The following is a 19,083-nucleotide window of genomic DNA, read 5'->3' on the forward strand; positions in this document are numbered from 1 at the left end:
CCGCGGCTCTCAGACAAACAACAGGCCTGCGGGCCTGTTGTTTTTTATGGCGCTGCAGCGCTTTTTGACCTCAACAAAGATCGCATTTGACCGGAGTACCGATGCTGGATTTATCCGCTTATCAAGCCATCGTTTTTGATATGGATGGCACTTTAATCGATTCGATGGGCAGCCATGGTATTGCCTGGCGTCAGACATGTGAGCGCTATGGCTATCCGTTTGATCCGGCCTATATGCATAGCCTTGGCGGCGTACCCACTGATCAGACCGTGGTGCTGCTGAATGAAAAATATGGCTTGTCGCATGATGTCGAAACCGTGGCGCGGCTCAAACGCGAGTTGTGGGAGCAGCTCGATGAAGTGCCAATGCTGATCCCGGCCACAGTCGAAGTGCTGCAGTATTATCGTGGCCGGTTAAAAATCGGTATTGGCACCGGGGCCGACCGAGCTCACGCCCTGAAAATGCTGGCGCAAACCGGTCTGCTGACTCAGGTCGATACGGTGGTGACGGCCACTGATGTTACTTTTGGCAAACCACATCCCGAAACCTTTTTAACAGTGGCGGCCCAGCTTGGTGTCGCGCCAGAGCACTGTGTCGTGTTTGAGGATACGGCGATTGGCCAACAAGCCGCCGCCGCCGCAGGTATGGACTGTATTCTGGTGCAGAACGGCATGTTGCTGCGCAAGGGCGTGTTGACGTTTGGTGATTAAGTTTTGTTCGAGTTGGTGGCGTTTTGGGCGCGAAACGAGGCGCGTGGCATAGTTATTCTATGTGAGCAACGAGTGACAAAGCCCAAAGCGCCACCAAACGAACCCGCAGGGCAGCGTTTGGCAGCTCTTTCTGCGGCGTTAGTGCTCGTTTGTGTAGAATAACTACACGGCTCTCGCACTGCCTTGCATAAAAAGCTGCCAAACTGCTGCAAAAACAAACACCAAACGTCAACACGCCCTAGCCCGTCGATGAATAAAACGCTGTAGCCCCTTGTACTGAACTGGTTAATTGTATTATAAAACTACAATACAAAAATAAACGAACCAGACAAGGTGTGATGATGAAGATTTTCAAGCGATGGACGCCAGGGCCGCTGTTGTATAGCGCCTGTATCTGCCTGCAATTAACGGCTTGTAGTCCGGCGCCTGTGCCAGGTAACGCCGCAATCCCAACCCCGACCGCCACTTTAGCCGGAACTACCGCTATGACGCTTTCAATCCAACATCAGAGTTTTGGCCAACTGGCGGACGGCCGGGAAGTCAGTTTATACAAGTTAACCAATGCCAATGGTGTTGCGCTCGATGTGACTAATTATGGTGGCATCATTACCCGCCTGGTCACGCCGGATGCAAAAGGCCAGTTCGCAGATATCGTGCTGGGGTACGACAACCTGGCGCAGTATGTCGAAAACAACCCATATTTTGGTGCCATTATTGGCCGCTATGGTAACCGGATCGCCGCTGGCAAATTTGCTTTAAACGGTACCACCTATCAGCTGGCTACCAATGATGGTGTGAATCATCTGCATGGCGGTGTGCAGGGGTTTGATAAAAAGCTCTGGGAAGCGAAAACCTTTCAGCAGGAAGATGCGGTCGGCGTGGTACTCAGTCTGCTCAGCCCCGATGGGGATCAGGGCTATCCGGGCAATCTGAACGTTGAAGTGACTTACCGGCTCACCAACAGCAACGAGTTGCAGATGACCTTTGTCGCGACAACCGACAAAACCACTGTGGTGAACCTGACGCAGCATAGTTATTTTAATTTGGCCGGTGGCGGCGATATTCTCAGCCATGAGCTGATGATCCCGGCGGATCGGATCACCCCGGTCAGTGCGGGTTTAATTCCAACCGGCCAGTTGCAGGACGTTACCGGCACTCCCTTTGATTTTCGCAGCGCCAAAGCCATTGGCCGCGATATCGCTGCGGAAGATGCACAGCTGAAACTAGGCCTCGGTTATGACCATAACTTTGTGCTGAAAAACAGCCCGGACCAGCATCTGATCCTGGCGGGCCGGGTGTTTGAGCCCAACAGTGGCCGCGTGCTGGAAGTACTGACCGACGACATCGCAGTGCAGTTTTATTCCGGTAATTTCCTGGATGGCACGCTCAAAGGCAAGGGCCAGACTTACGGGCATCGCAGCGGGTTTTGCTTAGAGCCGCAGCATTTCCCGGATGCGCCCAACCAGCCAGGCTTTGCATCCACAGTGCTGGAGCCGGGTCAAACCTATCAGAGCCGGATTGTCTATCGTTTCAGCACGCAAGCGACGAAGGAGTAACGGATGAAACACTTACTGCTGCCCCTGAGTGCTTTGTTGGTGGCGACCAGTTTCGGCGTCTCGGCGCTTGGAGTACTGGCGCAAGCCGAGACCAATACGGCCAGCACCAGTCCGGCAACGACCATACCGGCAGCAGCTGCCGGTGCTTTTACCAATCCGCTGTTTGAAAATGGCGCAGATCCCTGGCTGGAGTATTTCGACGGCAACTATTATCTGACGACAACGACCTGGACCTCGCAGCTGGTGATGCGTAAATCACCGACGCTGGCGGGCCTTGCGACCGCGACGCCGGTGTATGTCTGGTCAGATACAGATCCAAAACGCTGCTGCAATTTCTGGGCATTTGAATTTCACCGGCTCAAAGGCCCGAATGGTTATCGCTGGTACCTGATGTATACCGCCGGGCAAGACGGCACTTTAGATCACCAGCATCTGAACGTGCTGGAAAGCGCCGGCGATGATCCGATGGGGCCTTACCAATATAAAGCGGCGATGATGCCGGATAGCTGGAACATCGACGGCAGTTATTTGCAACACAACGGCAAACTCTACCTGCTGTATTCGCAGTGGCAGGGCGACGAACAGCTCAATCTGATGGCGCAGATGGATAATCCCTGGACCTTAACTGCTGGCAAAGCGCATCAGGTGCTGACCCGGCCTGTGCTCGACTGGGAGACCAGTGGGCGCAAAGTCACAGAAGGCGCTGCCGCACTGACCTATCAGGGCCGGACTTTTGTCACTTACTCTGCCAGTTTTTGTGACACGCCGGACTATAAACTCGGCTTGCTGGAGCTGGTCGGCGAGGATGCGCTGAACCCGGCACATTGGAAAAAATACGACCAGCCGGTGTTTAGCCGGACTGAGCAAGTGTTTGGGCCCGGGCATAACGGTTTTTTCAAATCACCGGATGGCAAAGAGCAGTGGCTGATTTACCACGGCAACGACAAAGCCAGTCAGGGCTGTGGCGCCACCCGCTCGCTGCGGGCGCAGAAATTTGCCATGGATAAGCAAGGCTTCCCGCAGTTTGGCAAACCATTGGCACCGGGTGTTCAGGTGGCGCGGCCTTCCGGCGAACAAGGCCCGCGCGTGGGCAAAGTGCAGGGGCTGGCGTACCAGTTACGCGACAAAAACTCCGGCCAATGTTTGTCTGTTGACGACAAAGGCCAGACCACACTCAGCGCTTGTCCGACGGCAAACCGCTGGCAACCGGATGCGATGGCGACCGATGCCGTGCGTTTACTGGACCAAGCAACAGGCAAAGTGTTGGGAGCGGGTTCTGTTCGACAGCCTGGTAGCCAGCAGTTACAGCCGTGGCGTGATGAATTAAGCCAGCAGTGGCAACTGAAAGCGGCCGCTGACGGCTGGCTGACGCTGACGAATCAGGCTGATGCCGCCGAGCTGCGTTGTGGTAGCGGGCAAACCCAATGCGGACCCTGGCAGCTGGTTCCTGACGCGGTGTTTGCTGTGGCCAGCCAGCAGTCTGGTAAAGTCTTGAGTGCTGCGGGGTGTAGTGCTGAAACAAAAGATCGGGTGACGCAGCAAGGCTGGCGTGCTGGATCTTGCCAGCAATGGCAGGCAGTGCAGGCTCCCCAACGCAAAGACAGTGCTGGGGTTGACGGCAGTATTTTGTTGAAATCAAGCCATACCCCTGAAGCCTGTCTGGCGGTGCAAGGCGATGCGATAGTGCCGGGCGCAGTACTCACGCCAAGCAGCTGTGATGCAAAAACGGCCCGTTGGCAACTGACGCCACAGCCCGGCGGTGGCGTGGTGCTGACTAACAGCTACAGCAAGCTGGTGGTCGATCTGGCGCATTGTGGCCTGGCCGATGGCACCGCGCTGGCGCAAGCGCCTGCCAATGGCAGTGTTTGTCAGATTTTCCATCTGCGGGCGGTGAAATAACCCTAAAAAAGCATGAGATAGTGGAGTGTGTCAGTCTGCATTTGTCTTATCTATGTACGGCGGCGCTGGCGCGTGCCGTACCTACCCCACTATACCAATTCCGTGGACACCCACCGATTCATCCGCAGATCGTAGGTATCGGCAAGCAAAGCGCCGCCGTACTGGAAATACCCACAATTTCTCGGACACCCATCAATTCCCAGGACACCCATCAATTCATCCGCAAAAATTCCCGCTTTGATCTCTTTACAGCAACCCAGATCTTAGTTTATTAATATTGTAATACAATATTGCATTTGCGTGGTTCGCAACACCGAACTGTGCCTGACGTCCTCCGGCCTTGTATTCCTTCGCCTGTCTCACTGGCACAGGCAGCGCTGTGTGGCCCACGATTTCAGACCCGCAGTTTTCATGTCTGTGGAAAACCGCAGACAGAGGAGCATCGCCCGTCTATTCGGGCAGATAACAAGGCCACCGCCAGATCGGTGGTACAACAGGAGAAGACGATGAACAAGACACTCCGGCGGTGTCTGCTGCCCATTTTGCTCGGATGTTCCGGCATGGCACAGGCAAGCCTGCTTAACGCTGATTTCAGTCAGGGCTATCAACATTGGCAAGCGGCGGTCAGTTGGACTGATCTGCAAGATGGCAGCTCTGCAACGGAAAGCGGCGACCTTTTTAGTACCTACCCGGCAGCATTCAGCCAGTCTGGCAGCAGTGTGACGCTGAGCACAGCGCTGCAAGCGCAGCGTGAGCTGTGGAGCCTGCTGATGTATCAGGACCTGCAATTAAATACAGTTGGTGCCGGCAAGGCATTGTGGCTGCAGCTGGATATTCAGGCTGTGCTGAGCAGCACTGATGATTTTTATTTCGCCCAGCTGCGCGATCTGGACAGCAACGACGTGCTGGATTTATCCGCAGGTGGCCGTTTTGATCTGACCGCTTGGATTGGCCGCAATCTGACGCTGGAATTTGGGGTGCAGGACAATGACTTTGTCCTTGGTGATACCCTGACCTTCGGTCAGCTACAGTTTGACACCCAAGATGTGCCGGCGCCGGCCAGTCTGTTGTTAGTCTGTAGTGCACTGCTGTTGCTGCGACGCTCTGCACCGACCAAAGGAGCGCAGCATCATGGTTAAGCAGTTGCTTTCATTGATCTTACTCGGCCTGACTCCTGCGCTGCTGTTCAGTGTCCAGGCCGCACAGTGGCAACAACTGACCGGCGCGACGGTGCAGCAGGGGGCCCGGGTAACAGTACGAAATGTCGGTTACTACACCGACAACAAAATCCTGCAGGCTCCGGCGCCGACAGCAGAACAGCCGCTGCGACTGGTGATTATGAGCAGCACCTATGCTGTGACCAATGCGCATGGCAAAGACAGTGCCGGCCGGCCCTATTTTGATGTAGCGGCACTGACCACTCCGGTTCGCGTCTACTTCGCCAACAGTCGTGGCACTTTTAGTTACAGTGCCGCAGTGTTTCAGCAGTTGTCTGACAATAATCTGCCGGATCCGACCCTGCAAACGCCGGTGTCTTATCAAAACGCGACCGTGCATGACCCATCGGTGATCCGCCTGACCGATGGTCGTTTTTACGTGTTTGGTTCGCATTTGGCGGTGGCGAAAAGCACCGACCTGATGAACTGGCAGCTGGTGGCAGAAGGCGTCAACAACGCCAACCCGCTGTTTGCGACCTATCAAAGTGAGGCGGCTGAGGGCATCGCCTGGTCCGGTGGCCATGCCGGTTCCTGGGCGTCCGACGTGATCCAGCTCGCCGACGGCAAATATTATTTCTATTACAACCACTGTGCCTCGCCGGAAAACGGCGAATGTGACTCGTCACGTTCGTATTTGGGCGTCGCGGTGTCAGAACAGATCGAAGGCCCATACCGCAATCTGGGTTTAATGCTGAAAAGTGGCCATCGCGGCAGCGAAAACCCTGGCGTGGACGGCAATGTCTACAACGGCAATATTCATCCGAATGCGATAGATCCTGATGTATTTTTTGATAAAACCGGCCGGCTCTGGATGGTGTATGGCTCTTATTCCGGTGGCATTTTTGTGTTGGAGCTGAATCCGCAAACCGGCTTTGCGTTACCGGGCCAGGGCTATGGCACCAAGATTATGGGTGGCTATTTCAGTGCGATTGAAGGGCCTTTTATGTTCTACAGCCCGGAGTCAGATTACTACTATCTGTTTACGTCCTTTGGCGGTTTCGCTCAGAAGGACGGCTACAACATGCGCATCGCACGTGCGCGCACGCCACAAGGCCCTTTCCTTGATGCCGAAGGTCGTAACATGCTGGGCGCATCCGGTGGCTGGTCGTCCATTGCCCCCTTTGGTGTGAAGTTGATGGGTGGACACCTGTTTGAGCACAACCCAGGCGATCCGGGGTCCGATCACGGGTATATGGCACCGGGCCATAACTCCGCTTATTACGATGCGGCAACCAAACAACACTTTGTCATTTTTCATGCGCGCTTCCCGGATAAAGGCGAAGGCCATGAAATTCGCGTGCATCAGTTGTTTGTCAATGCAGACGGCTGGCTGGTCGCGGCGCCACACCGCTATGCGCCGGTGCAGGGCGACAATGTGGTCGATAAAACCGATGTGCTGGGCACTTATCAGTTCATCAATCACGGCAAAGACATCAACCGGACCCCGCACCGGTCGGTCTACCTGACATTGAACGCCGACGGTAGCATCAGCGGCGACCTTACTGGCAGCTATCAGCTTGGCGATAAGCAGCAAATCACGCTGAATATCAACGGGGTTGGCAGTTTTAACGGCGTGCGGTCCTGGCAATACAACGACAATACGGCACAGTTGGTACCGACATTCAGTGCATTATCGATCAAAGGTGAGGCCGTTTGGGGCAGTCGTCTGCCGGTGCAAAGCGCGGCAGATTTAGTGCAACAAACCCTGAATAGCCTGACGTTACCGGCTGAAACCGTGACAGATCTGGTGTTGGCAACCCGAGGCGCACAAGGTGCGGTGATCCAGTGGAGTTCATCCGTACCACAGGTCATTGCGGCGAACGGCAAAGTTGAAGCGCCATCGGCGGGCAGCAGCGACGCCGTCGTTGAGTTGACCGCCACCGTCAGTCTGCTGGGCGTCCAGCAACAAAAAACCTTCAGTGTGCTGGTCAAAGCGCGCAAGGCCTACAACCGCACAGCACTGTATCGCTTTGAACAAGACTTGACCGACAGTACGGGGTTGCTAACACCGGGTCAGGCGACCGGCAGCAGACCAGACAGCAGCGGAGTTGTCAGTTTTGCCAGCGGTAAAGCCGGGCAGGCATTGCAGCTCAACGGTCAGAACGGCGTGCGGTTGCCCGATGGTTTAATTCGTAGCCATACCTACACCGTTTCGTTGTGGTTGAAACCAGCAGTACTGACTCAGTTTACGCCGGCTTTTTTTGCCGCAGCCAACCCGGATAACTGGTTGAGTCTGGTGCCGCGCAGCTGGGATCAAAACACCATGTTGTGGAGTGGCAGCCAGGTCTGGTTTGATGGCAGCGCCGGTTTGCAAATTCCGCTCAATCAGTGGACGCACGTGGCTTTTAGTGTGCAGCAGGGCCAGCTCAGTCTGTATATCAATGGCGTACAGAAGTTCACCGGCAGTAACTTCCGTGACCTGTTCAGTCAGGCACAGGCGGTGTTTGCGCTCGGGGTGAACTACTGGGATATCCCGTTTAACGGCGCGATCGATGAACTGGCTGTATATGAAACGGCATTGTCAGCAGCTGAGATCAAAGCACTGGATGTGGACCGCTTACAGGATGCGCAACTACTGCAAATCGCCGTCAACAATCTCAATCTCGGCGACATCACGGCCGTGCGCGCCGACTTAACGCTGCCGCGAAGTGCTGCCTTTGCCAGTGTCGTGCAGTGGCAATCTTCAGATCCCAGCACGATCGACCTGCAAGGCAAAGTGACACGACCTGGCCTGACAGAGCCGGATCGGCAGGTAACACTGACGGCAACCGTTAATCTGAATGGTCTGCAACAGAGCCGTGATTTTGTCGTGACCGTGCGTTCGTTAGCGCCGCCAACGCCGCTGGCGAACTTCAGTTTTGACCTCAATAACCTCGCCGATGCGACGGGCCGTTTTAACGCGGGTAGCAGCACCGGCAGTAAACTGGATCAGGCTGGCGGTGCTTTGAGTTACCAGCCGGGCGTGCGGGGTCAGGCGCTGGTGCTCAATGGTAGTTCGGGTGTCCGGCTGCCGGATAACCTCATTACAGACCACAGCTACAGTGTGGCGTTATGGCTGAATCCGGCGCAGTTAACCAATTACACCACGGCCTTTTTTGGTTATGCCAATCTGAGCAGCTGGGTCAGCCTGGTACCGCGTGGCCATGGCGGCGTTGGCGAAAATACCATGTTGTGGTCAGGAACGGCCTGGTATGACGCCGGGATCGGTCAGCGGGTGGCGCTGAACAGCTGGTCGCATCTGACCTTTGTCGTCAGTAGTGGCGCTGTGAAGATCTATCTGAACGGCCAGGTGGTGTTCAGCGGCAGTAATTTCCCGAATGTATTTGGCGCAACCGGCACCAAAGGCTTTGGTCTTGGCGTGAACTTCTGGGACACCCCGTTTAAAGGCATGCTGGATGAAGTGACTATCTACAGCGAAGCGATCAGTGCTGAAGATGTGTTGCAGTTGTACCAGCAAAGCGTATCGCCTTAAGCCTGTCTCATTCGTTTAAAATAGTACAATATGATGGTTTGACGCTGCGGAGTGCGCCCAACCATCTGCAGAGAAAAAGGAAACCTGATGCATTCATTTTTAATCCGACCGCTGCTGTTGAGTAGTCTCGCCATGTTGTTGCAGCTGGCAGCGCCCGTGCAGGCGGCGAATCCGTTGTTTACTGATGTGCTGACGGCGGATCCCGCCGCTCTCGTGCATGGTGATAGGGTTTATTTGTACACAGGCCATGATGAAGCCCTTGATAACAATGGTTTTTTTGTCATGCATGACTGGTTGTTATTCAGCTCTAATGATATGAAAACCTGGCAGCGGCATGGGCCGGTGATGAAAGCAACCGACTTCAAATGGGCCAAAGGGGATGCCTGGGCAGCCCATGCGATCGCCCGCAACGGCAAGTTCTATTTCTACACCACGGTACGCCATAAAGACGACAAACCCGGCTTCGCTATCGGGGTGGCCGTTGCGGACAGTCCGCTTGGCCCCTTTAAAGACGCGATCGGTAAAGCGCTGGTCACCAATGACATGACCACGCAGACCAAAAACGACTGGGATGACATAGATCCGGCCGTATTTATTGATAAAGACGGCCAGGCCTACCTGTTTTTCGGCAATGTGGTCCCCAAGTACGTCAAGCTGAAACCGAACATGACTGAACTCGATGGTGAAATTAAAGCTATTGATTTAAAAGACTTTACTGAAGCTGCTTGGGTGCATAGCAAAGGCGATACCTATTATCTGTCTTACGCCTGCGGCTTTCCGGAAAAGATCTGTTATGCCAGCAGCCGCAGTATTGATGGCCCCTGGCAATATCAGGGCATTCTGAATGAAATTGCCGGCAATTCAGAAACCAATCACCAAGCGATTATCGAATTTCAGGGCAAATCCTACTTCATCTATCACACAGGCGCAGTGCCACCGGCAGAAGGCCGGCCGAGTGGCGGCCGTTTCCGGCGATCTGTGGCGATAGATCCATTGCATTACAACGCGGACGGTACGCTACAACGCGTGATCATGACGAGTGAAGGGATCCGCTAACGCGGTCCCTTTTTAGGCAGAAAACACCTAAATAATTGATTTAAATCACGAAATAAAAATGTAGTGAAACAGCAACTGTTGTTGACAGTTAAATAATCATACAATAGTATTATAAAACTACAATAATTTGACAGTATCGGTTTTGCAGTGGTATCAGTGCTCTGCAACCTGTACATGGACAAAACAATAAGCCGGAAGAGTTCGGGTTGTAATGGACTTACACGGCGTTCATACACAATGACGGGAGAAGACGACCCATGTTTAAGCGAAGCCACTTGTCCAGCGCCATCCTGCTGGTCCTTTCCGGCCAGGTTGCCTATGCGCAGGAAGCTGCAACCACCAAAACAGACAAAGAAACCGCTGAATCGATTGAAGTGATTCAGGTGAAAGGGATCCGCAGCAGTCTGAATAAAGCCTTAGGTGTCAAACGTCTGGAAGAGCAGATTGTTGACGTTATCGTTGCCGAAGATATCGGTAAATTTCCGGATAACAACGTCGTCGAGTCGCTACAGCGCGTGACCGGCGTTCAGGTTACCAACCGCGGCTCCGGCGAAGTATCCGGCGTATCCATCCGTGGTTTAAGTGATATCACCACGACCGTGAACGGTCGCAACATCTTCACCGCTGCAGGCACCGCTGTTGCGCTGCAGGATATTCCAGCCAGCTTGTTAAAGCAGGTTGATGTCTATAAAACCCGGTCTGCCAGCCAGATTGAAAGTGGTATTGCCGGGGCTATTGATGTGAAAACGCAGCGGCCATTTGATTTTGAAGGTTCGAAATTTATCGTAGCCGGCCGCGGCATTTACACCGAACAAAACGAAGAAACCAACCCGACTATCAGTGCGTTGGCGTCGAATCAGTGGACCACCAGCGCAGGTCAGGTGGGGGCATTGGTGAACTTATCCTATTCCCGTCTGCGTTATCGCGATCAAAGCGTGACTGCCGGGGCTATGGTGCCTTTTATGACAGAGAGCACCACCGCGCCTTTTACCCCTTTTGAGCGGGTTTGGCCAAACCGGGGTGGTGTCAGTGAAGACCCAATCTGGCAGGCCGGCTTATTGGAAGGTTTACCTTCAGCGGCAGGCTCGACTTTTAACATCAATGGCAAAGCCACGCCTTATATGCTGGGCCGTGATGCAATTTTCCAGAGCGATTACAACGGTGAACGTGAACGTCCGGCAGCTAATCTGTCGTTCCAGTTCGCCCCGGATGAAAACTCTGAATACGTGTTTGAGACTTTCTACAACGGTTATCGTAACGAAGGCTTTAACAGCCTGTTTTTCTCCTTCGCCGACTGGTGGGGCGACTATGCCGGTATGAATGCAGCTCAAGCGAAAGCGGCTGGTAACGTGGTGTTGCATCCAGGCACTAATATCGTCAAATCACGTTCGGTATTACATCCGTGGGTCTTTACCAGCGGTGACTTATCAACCGGTAAAACCGACAGTTACCTGTACGCCTTAGGCGGAACCTGGCAGTTAAATGAAGATCTGACGTTAAAATCAGAAGTGGTGTATCAGGACAGCCAATACGACAGCGATTTCTTTGCAATGCGCTTTATTCGCCCGGGTGCGACTTACAAACTGAACGTGGACTTTAACGAACACGGTGGTGTGCCTGGCTTTAATTTTGAAGATGACCCGGCGACTGCGGCGTTAAACGAAGCGGATATGGTCAATCCGGCGTCTTATCTGATTGATGGTATGTACGACAATGCCAACAGCGATCAGGGCGATGCGGTGACTTTCACTTCAGATCTGAGTTACAGCCGCAGTGGTTTTATCACCCGGATTGATACCGGTGTGCGTTACGACAAACGCGGTGCTGAAACGGCCTTCAGCCGGCAGGATCGCTGTTGCGGCGGTGGTTTGAATGTCGCGTCGCTGGAAGGCCTGGCCTACACCAATAGCGGCTTTATGGATGGCGAAGCCAATGTACCGAGTAGCTGGACCGTCGCCAATGGCCACGAGATCCGCGGCAATGCAGATAAATACCGCGGCATTTATGGCATGACCAAGCTGGGTTTAAACCGCTCTTTTGACATTGAATCCACCACTTTATCGGTATACCTGCAAGGGAAATACGAAACGGAACTGGCCGGCCGTACTCTGGATGGCGAGATCGGTGTCCGTTACACCGGTATCGACACTGATTCGTTGTTTTACCAGGAAACCGCACCGGGCGTACCACAGCCGGTCACCGGCGGTGACAGCAAAACCCGCAAACTGTTGCCAAGTCTGACCGCGCGTTATGAACTGACCGACGATCTGCAGGCACGTTTTGCCTATACCGAGACCCTGCGTTATCCATCATTCGGCGACTTAAACCCGCTGATTATCTATAACGAAGACGTGACCGGGATTGGCTACGGTACCGCCGGTGGTGGTAATCCGGATCTGGAACCTACCGAGTCGCAAAACTATGACTTGTCGCTGGAATGGTACTTCGCCAAATCAAGTTCGTTATACGGCACGCTGTTCCGCCGTGATGTCGATGGTTTTGTCGTTGGCTTTCGCCGTGCAGTGACGCATGACAAGTCTGCGACAGACCCAACGCCATACAAATTTATTCTGACCCAGCCGTACAACGCTTCCAACGGCGAGTTGTCCGGTGCTGAGCTTGGCCTGGTCTGGTTCCCGGAGAATCTGCCGCAATTGCTGGATGGTTTTGGCGTGCAAGCCAGCTACACCCGCTTGTCGTCGTCGCAGACCACACCGGATACCAACTCTGCAGGTGAAATCACCGGCTACAAAGATACCGATGTGTTTGGTGTGTCGGACTCGTCATATAGCGTTGTTCTGGCTTATGACAAAGACAAGTTAGGCATGCGGTTGTCGTATTCATGGCGGGATGACTTCCTGGCGAACTATGAAGCCGCGCTGTTTGCCAACCCGTTGGAAATGCGCCGTCGTGCTGAAGCCAGTATGGACTTCCAGCTGAGCTATCGCTTAAACGACAACTTCGAAGTGACGCTGGACGGTACCAACCTGACCAACGAGTTGTATCAGAGTTATTACGGTAGCAATGCCACAACAAATAACTTCGGTACCGCCTTGTACAGTCGCACTTTTGCGCTCGGTGTACGCTACTCCATGTGATAGTTGATTTGGTGTGATGTGTTTTAGCCCCGCCAAGCGGGGCTTTTTTTAACCGGGTTTCAGCGTTAATGGTTGCACCAATTATCCTACAATATTATCTTGAACACACAACAATAAGGCAGCTTCAGGTTGCCAGACACAAGTACGGGTCAATGCATTGCAAGCGCCCGACAGACAGGGGAGAACCGCGTGATGAGCGCGCATAAATTATCGCATCTGGAAAAAATTGGCTTTGGTGCCGGGGATATGGCGGTCAACGTCGTGATCTCGGCGATGATGCTAATCATCACGTTCTTCTACACCGACGTCTACGGGATGAAGCCTTCGGATATGGCACTGATGTTATTGGTGGTCCGGATCCTCGACGCCATTACCGACCCGCTGATGGGCATGATCACCGATAAATATACCAGTCGCTGGGGCCGCTACCGGCCATATTTGCTGGTGTTTGCCGTGCCTTTTGGTCTGTCGGTGTTCTTAACTTTCAGTACGCCCGATCTGGATTACAACGCCAAGCTGGTCTGGGCTTACAGTACTTATATTTTTGTCACGCTGATGTTTACGGCGGTGACGATCCCTTACATCTCGTTGATCGGCGTGTTGACGGATGACCCGAAAGAACGGTTATCCGCCAATGGTTATCGCTTGTTCTTCGCCAAAATTGCCGCCTTTTTAGTCACTATTATCGTGCCCATTCTGGCCGGAGCCGATTACTGGCAAGGTGATCGTGCGGCCGGGTATCAGGCGGCGATGGGGTTGATGGCGGTCCTGGCCGTGTTGTTTTTCCTGTTTTGCTTTTTCACCACAACAGAGCGGCTGGAACATCAGGTGGATAAGCAGCCGTTGGCGCAGCAATTTGCGCTGCTACTGAAAAATGACCAGTGGCTGGTGCTGTGCGGCGTTTGTGTGCTGGGCACTGTCGGTTATGTCGTGCGCGGTTCTGTGGCGCTGTATTACGCCAAATACTACTTGGGCGGTGACACCACCATGCAGTCGCTGTTCTTGTCGACCGGTGTCGGCGCTGCGATTTTGTCGATGGTGGCCTCGACCTGGATCACCAAAGTGTATTGCAAGGTCAAGTTGTTTAAATACAGCCAAATGGCTGTGGGCGTGCTGAGTCTGCTGATGTTTATGCTGGTCGGCCCCGGTGATGTAGTGCTGGCGTTTGTGCTGTTCTTCCTGATTTCTTTTGTGGTTGATTTACATGCCCCGGTGTTTTGGTCGGCGATTGCCGAAGCGGTCGATTACGGTGAACACAAAACCGGGCAACGCGTGGCGGGTTTGTCATTCGGCGGCATTTCATTTTGCCAGAAAGCCGGCATGGGTGTAGCTGGCGCCGTGGTGGGTTGGTTGCTGGCCGGTTTTGGTTATCAGCCGGATGTCGCTCAATCAGAACTTGCACTGACCGGCATCGCGCTGATGCTGACCGTGATCCCGGGCGTGTTCCACTATGGTGTTGGGGTGCTGATGCAGCGCTATCGCATTACTGATGCCGCTTATCGCCAGTTACTGGCTGAATTACAGGTTGCGCCGGTGGCCCGGCAAGCCGTTCCCGCTTCATCTGCAGTCCCAGAAGGAACTCCGACTCATGCTTAACAGCAATGTACCTTTAATTCCACAACGTGCTGACCCTTTTATCTACCGGCATACCGATGGTTTTTATTATTTCACCGCGTCAGTGCCTGCCTATGATGGCATTGAACTGCGCCGCGCCCGGCAGCTGCAAGATTTAGCGACCGCCCAAACGGTGATGGTCTGGCGTAAACCTGAACAAGGGCCTTACTCTGAGTTGATTTGGGCGCCGGAAATTCATTTTCATCAGGGCAGCTGGTATGTCTATTTTGCTGCGGCGCCAAGCCGCGCCATTAAAGACAATCTGTTTCAGCACCGCATGTATGTGATCCGGGCCACAGCGGATAACCCATTAACGGCCGCCTGGGAATTCGTCGGTCAGGTCGAAACCGGCATCGATACCTTTTGTCTGGATGCAACGACGTTTTACCACCAGGACAAACTGTATTATCTGTGGGCACAAAAAGGCCCGGGTATCACCGGGAACTCGAATTTGTACATCGCCGAAATGGCCTCACCTGTGGCGATTAAAGGCACGCCTGTGTTGTTGACGAAGCCTGAGCTGGACTGGGAAATTCGCGGTTTCTGGGTCAATGAAGGCCCGGCGGTACTTAAAGGTCATGGCAAGATTTTCATCAGCTATTCGGCCAGCGCGACAGACGAAAACTACTGCATGGGATTGCTTTGCGCCGACGACAACGCCGATGTTCTGAACCCGGCCAGCTGGCGCAAAGCGCAGCAGCCAGTGTTTCAGACCGATGCATCGGTGAAAATGTTTGGTCCCGGCCACAACAGTTTTACCACGCTGGCGGATGGCACCGATGTGCTGGTATACCATTGCCGGCAATACACCGAAATCGAAGGCGATCCGTTATGGAATCCGGATCGGCACACCTTCGTGAAAACCATCCAGTGGGACCAAGACGGCATGCCGCGCTTTGGTAAACCCGGCCAGCCCTGAGTCTCCTGCCAGGAACCCCTGATGCGCCTGATCTCATTTGGTGTCGCGCTGCTACTGAGCAGCGCATGGTCTCTGACCGCCAGCGCCGGAGCACCTGCGGTGCAGCCGTTTGGCCTGACGCAGGTGCGCTTAACGGCCGGGCCTTTTTATCAGGCGCAGCAGACCAATCTGCAATACCTGCGCGATCTGGAGATCAATCGCCTGCTGGCGCCTTTTGAACGCGAAGCAGGCTTAACACCTCAGGCGACCGGCTACGGTAACTGGGAGCATAGTGGCCTCGATGGCCATATCGGTGGTCACTATCTGTCGGCGCTGGCACTGGCTGTCGCCGCGACCGGTGATGCCGGGCTCAACGAGCGGCTGGATACGCTGCTACAGCGGCTTGGCGCAGTGCAGCAAGCTTATGGCAGCGGGCCAGATTCGGGCTATCTCGGTGGCATCCCCGGAAGTCGCCTGCTGTGGCAACAAATCCGCGCCGGTCAGATCAACAGCGATTTATTCAGCCTGAACCAGCGCTGGGTACCCCTTTATAACCTGCATAAAACTTTTGCGGGTCTGGCCGACGTCTGGTTACTGACGCGCAAACCGCAGGCGAAAGTGCTGTTGCTGCAGCTCGGGCAGTGGTTTTTGCGCGTCAACGCCACACTGACCGATGCGCAAATCCAGCAACTACTGATCAGCGAACATGGCGGCATCAATGAAGCGCTGGTTGATCTGGCACAGATCAGCGGAGATCCGGCTTATCTGCTGCTGGCGCGGCGTTATTCACAACAAAGCTTGCTGCAGCCACTGTTAGCGAAAAAAGATCAGCTCAGTGGCCTGCATGCCAATACACAAATTCCAAAGGTGATTGGTTTTTGGCGCGTGGGCGCTGGTGCCGGCTTACCCGAGTGGCAGCAGGCCGCGCAGTTTTTTTATCAAACCGTGACAGAGCGCCGATCTGTAGTGATTGGCGGCAACAGCGTACGGGAACATTTTCATCAGGCGGACGATTTTCGCCCGATGCTGGAAGATGTCGAAGGCCCAGAAACCTGTAATACATACAATATGTTAAAGCTGGCGAAGCTGCTTTATCTGCAAAGTGGTGATGCCCGATATCTCAGCTTTTATGAACGTGCCAGCTATAACCATATTCTCGCGTCACAGCATCCGCAGCATGGTGGTCTGGTCTATTTTACCCCGCTGCGTGCCGGCCATTACCGGATGTATTCATCGCATGACCAGTCGATGTGGTGTTGTGTCGGGTCGGGTCTGGAAAATCACAGCAAATATGCCGAGCTGATTTACGCCCGCGCTGATCAGGAACTGCTGGTGAATCTGTTTATCCCGTCGACGCTGGCATGGCCGGAGCAGGGGCTGAAACTGGCGCTCGAAACGGCTTTTCCCGATGACAATCAGGTAAAGCTTCATGTGCTGCAAGCGCCGGCTTCAGGTGAAACCCAGCAGATCAGTATTCGCCGGCCATCATGGCAGGGGGCGCCGTTGCAACTTCTGCGCAATGGCAAGGCGGTCAATACCCGGGAAGCCAGGCCTGGTTATGTGACTGTGGATCTGGCGTTACGCGCCGGTGACGTGCTGAGTTTTACACTGGATCCGCTGCTGCGGCTGGAGCGATTGCCCGGTCGGCAGACTGGCGATCAACAGGCCAACTATGCCGTGTTGTATGGTCCAATCGCCCTGGCGCAGCCGCTGCCACCATTACAGGGCGAGCAGCTGCGGTTTGTCGCGGATGATAGCCGGATGGGACATATCGCTGCCGGCGCTTTGTGCCCGGAAGGTGCGGCACCGCTGCTGGTTGGGGAACCGACAGCATTTTTACAAAACCTGCGTCGGCTGCCCGGGCTGTTAGCTTTTGCGGCCCCTGGTCTGCAGGCCGCGCGGCCACAGATCTGGCAACAGCAACCGGTGGCGCAATTGGTGCCATTTTTCCGGGTCCACGACCAGCGTTATCAAATTTATCTGCAGCAAGTGGCCAGCGATGCATATCCGGCTTTTGTCGCCGCAGCGACAGCCAGGGCTGATGCCGAAGCCGCACTGGCCAGGCGGACGCTGGATCAGATCCAGCCGGGTCAGCAACAACCGGAAGTGGAACATCAGTATCAGGGGGCAGACAGCCAAAGTGGCAACAACAATGGCCGGCATTGGCGCGACAGTCGAGCCTGGTTCAGTTATCAGCTGACGGCCCCGGCGGAGCAAGACTTAATCCTGCGGCTGGAATATTTCAGCGGTGACGCTGGCCGGCAGTTTTCCGTGCTGCTCAATGACCAGTTGCTGGCGGACGTGACTTTACAGCCACAACTTAAAACCGGTGTCTACAGCATCGACTACGCCATCGCCAAAACGTTGTTACAGCGCAGCACGAACGGCAAACATCAGTTGAAGTTTATCGCCAAACCCGGCTCGGTTGCCGGCGGCATTTATGGCATTCGTTTGTTAAAGCCCTAAATTGTTGAAGGTACTGAACAGCCGGCAGATGCCGGCTTGGTGAAGGGATGTTATTTGCTGTCGGGTTATTTCGACTGCAAGGTAGTCCGGTACTGATTCAGCGCTTGCTGTTCGACCACAGGCCAGCCGTCTTGCCATTGCATTGGCAGCACTTTCAGTTTTTGCAGTGCTTTATCCGCAGTTTCATAGGCGTGAAACACCAGATAGTCTTTGCCATCAAAGCTGTAAGCGGCGTTATGACCGAGCGCGACCCAGTCTTTGTCACCTTGCAACACTAAAGAGCCGCCGCCCTGCAGCATGGCTTTACCGGTTTTGTCGACATAAGGCCCGGTCAGACTTTTACTGCGGCCGACCATGATTTTGTAATCACTATCTTTGCCGCGGCAACATTTATCAAAAGAGACAAACAGGTAGTAATAGCCATTTTTATGGAAGATATATGGTGCTTCAATGGCACCATCACCCGGCTCGCCATCAGGGAGCGCCGGGTTGCGTGGCCGTTTCGCGATGCTGTGCCACTGCTGCGGTTCGGCCACACGGGTCAGGCTGGCGTCCAGTTTGACCAGTTTTAAACCTTCCCAGAACGATCCGAAACTCATCCAGTGATCGCCGCGTTCATCGCGGATAATCGCCGGATCAATGGCATTCCAGTGGTCACGCTCCGGCACTGATTGCAGCACAATGCCCCGGTCCTGCCATTGGTAGTTTTTCGCCGTTGGGTCCAGCGTTTTGTTGGTGGCTACCCCGATGGCTGAAGTGTTTTTGCCAAATGCAGAGACCGAATAATACAAATAAAAAACACCGTCTTTTTCGAAGATATCCGGTGCCCACAGATGGCCGTCAAAACCTGGCGCAATGCGTTTTGCCCAGTCCGGTTCAGTGGCGAACACGCGGCCGGCAGGTTGCCAGTGCTGCATGTCTTTGGACTGATAGATGGTGATGCCTGGGCCTGTACTGAACACATAGTACTGACCACCGGCTTTGGCCATCACCGGATCATGCACTTCCAGTTGTTTTGCCTGGGTCAGCGGGCTGCACAATAACAGCGCGAGAGTGGTCAATGTGGTGGTGATCCGATAATGCATCTTAGCTGCTCC

The 19,083-nt window shown here is 54.3% G+C and carries 11 protein-coding genes; 10 read left to right on the forward strand and 1 reads right to left on the reverse strand.

The window, feature by feature from the left end:
* The first annotated feature begins 101 nt into the window (after positions 1-101).
* The 10 genes from ACQ66Q_RS18745 to ACQ66Q_RS18790 all read left to right on the forward strand — a co-directional run bounded on the left by ACQ66Q_RS18745 (position 102) and on the right by ACQ66Q_RS18790 (position 17,986).
* A complete protein-coding gene (locus ACQ66Q_RS18745; RefSeq protein ID WP_430458174.1) occupies positions 102-710 on the forward strand; it encodes an HAD family hydrolase in 609 nt (202 codons plus the stop codon).
* A gap of 485 nt (positions 711-1,195) precedes the next feature.
* On the forward strand, positions 1,196-2,266 hold the full coding sequence (locus ACQ66Q_RS18750) for an aldose epimerase family protein (protein ID WP_430458175.1): 1,071 nt from the start codon (positions 1,196-1,198) through the stop codon (positions 2,264-2,266).
* A gap of 3 nt (positions 2,267-2,269) precedes the next feature.
* Complete coding sequence (locus ACQ66Q_RS18755) at positions 2,270-4,165, forward strand: family 43 glycosylhydrolase (RefSeq protein WP_430458176.1); 1,896 nt, start codon at positions 2,270-2,272, stop codon at positions 4,163-4,165.
* Positions 4,166-4,671: 506 nt separating this feature from the next.
* Entirely contained in the window at positions 4,672-5,304 is a 633-nt protein-coding gene (locus tag ACQ66Q_RS18760) for a hypothetical protein (RefSeq protein WP_430458177.1), read from the forward strand.
* Positions 5,297-8,854: a LamG-like jellyroll fold domain-containing protein gene (locus ACQ66Q_RS18765; RefSeq protein WP_430458178.1), complete on the forward strand. Its 3,558-nt coding sequence runs from the start codon at positions 5,297-5,299 to the stop codon at positions 8,852-8,854. Before ACQ66Q_RS18760 ends, ACQ66Q_RS18765 begins: the two co-directional genes overlap by 8 nt.
* Positions 8,855-8,941: 87 nt before the next feature.
* Positions 8,942-9,910 carry a glycoside hydrolase family 43 protein gene (locus ACQ66Q_RS18770; RefSeq protein WP_430458179.1) on the forward strand — a complete coding sequence of 323 codons (969 nt, stop codon included), beginning with the start codon at positions 8,942-8,944 and terminating at the stop codon, positions 9,908-9,910.
* Positions 9,911-10,167: 257 nt separating this feature from the next.
* Positions 10,168-13,008 (forward strand): TonB-dependent receptor, encoded by a 2,841-nt coding sequence (locus ACQ66Q_RS18775; RefSeq protein WP_430458180.1) that lies wholly within the window; start codon positions 10,168-10,170, stop codon positions 13,006-13,008.
* Positions 13,009-13,200: 192 nt separating this feature from the next.
* On the forward strand, positions 13,201-14,604 hold the full coding sequence (locus tag ACQ66Q_RS18780; protein ID WP_430458181.1) for an MFS transporter: 1,404 nt from the start codon (positions 13,201-13,203) through the stop codon (positions 14,602-14,604).
* Complete coding sequence (locus ACQ66Q_RS18785; protein WP_430458182.1) at positions 14,597-15,541, forward strand: glycoside hydrolase family 43 protein; 945 nt, start codon at positions 14,597-14,599, stop codon at positions 15,539-15,541. Before ACQ66Q_RS18780 ends, ACQ66Q_RS18785 begins: the two co-directional genes overlap by 8 nt.
* A 21-nt stretch (positions 15,542-15,562) precedes the next feature.
* On the forward strand, positions 15,563-17,986 hold the full coding sequence (locus tag ACQ66Q_RS18790; RefSeq protein WP_430458183.1) for a beta-L-arabinofuranosidase domain-containing protein: 2,424 nt from the start codon (positions 15,563-15,565) through the stop codon (positions 17,984-17,986).
* Positions 17,987-18,051: 65 nt separating this feature from the next.
* Here ACQ66Q_RS18790 and ACQ66Q_RS18795 read toward each other — a convergent pair whose 3' ends face one another.
* Complete coding sequence (locus tag ACQ66Q_RS18795) at positions 18,052-19,071, reverse strand: arabinan endo-1,5-alpha-L-arabinosidase (protein ID WP_430458184.1); 1,020 nt, start codon at positions 19,069-19,071, stop codon at positions 18,052-18,054.
* Between the last annotated feature and the right edge of the window lie 12 nt (positions 19,072-19,083).

Origin of the sequence: Rheinheimera sp. (assembly GCF_965283995.1) — a bacterium.
Taxonomy (GTDB): Bacteria; Pseudomonadota; Gammaproteobacteria; order Enterobacterales; family Alteromonadaceae; genus Pararheinheimera.

Bases quoted from the DNA above. Each gene is read 5' to 3' on its own strand.
- ACQ66Q_RS18745 (WP_430458174.1), top strand. From the start codon at position 102: ATGCTGGATTTATCCGCTTATCAAGCCATCGTTTTTGATATGGATGGC.
- ACQ66Q_RS18750 (WP_430458175.1), top strand. From the start codon at position 1,196: ATGACGCTTTCAATCCAACATCAGAGTTTTGGCCAACTGGCGGACGGC.
- ACQ66Q_RS18755 (WP_430458176.1), top strand. From the start codon at position 2,270: ATGAAACACTTACTGCTGCCCCTGAGTGCTTTGTTGGTGGCGACCAGT.
- ACQ66Q_RS18760 (WP_430458177.1), top strand. From the start codon at position 4,672: ATGAACAAGACACTCCGGCGGTGTCTGCTGCCCATTTTGCTCGGATGT.
- ACQ66Q_RS18765 (WP_430458178.1), top strand. From the start codon at position 5,297: ATGGTTAAGCAGTTGCTTTCATTGATCTTACTCGGCCTGACTCCTGCG.
- ACQ66Q_RS18770 (WP_430458179.1), top strand. From the start codon at position 8,942: ATGCATTCATTTTTAATCCGACCGCTGCTGTTGAGTAGTCTCGCCATG.
- ACQ66Q_RS18775 (WP_430458180.1), top strand. From the start codon at position 10,168: ATGTTTAAGCGAAGCCACTTGTCCAGCGCCATCCTGCTGGTCCTTTCC.
- ACQ66Q_RS18780 (WP_430458181.1), top strand. From the start codon at position 13,201: ATGAGCGCGCATAAATTATCGCATCTGGAAAAAATTGGCTTTGGTGCC.
- ACQ66Q_RS18785 (WP_430458182.1), top strand. From the start codon at position 14,597: ATGCTTAACAGCAATGTACCTTTAATTCCACAACGTGCTGACCCTTTT.
- ACQ66Q_RS18790 (WP_430458183.1), top strand. From the start codon at position 15,563: ATGCGCCTGATCTCATTTGGTGTCGCGCTGCTACTGAGCAGCGCATGG.
- ACQ66Q_RS18795 (WP_430458184.1), bottom strand. From the start codon at position 19,071: ATGCATTATCGGATCACCACCACATTGACCACTCTCGCGCTGTTATTG.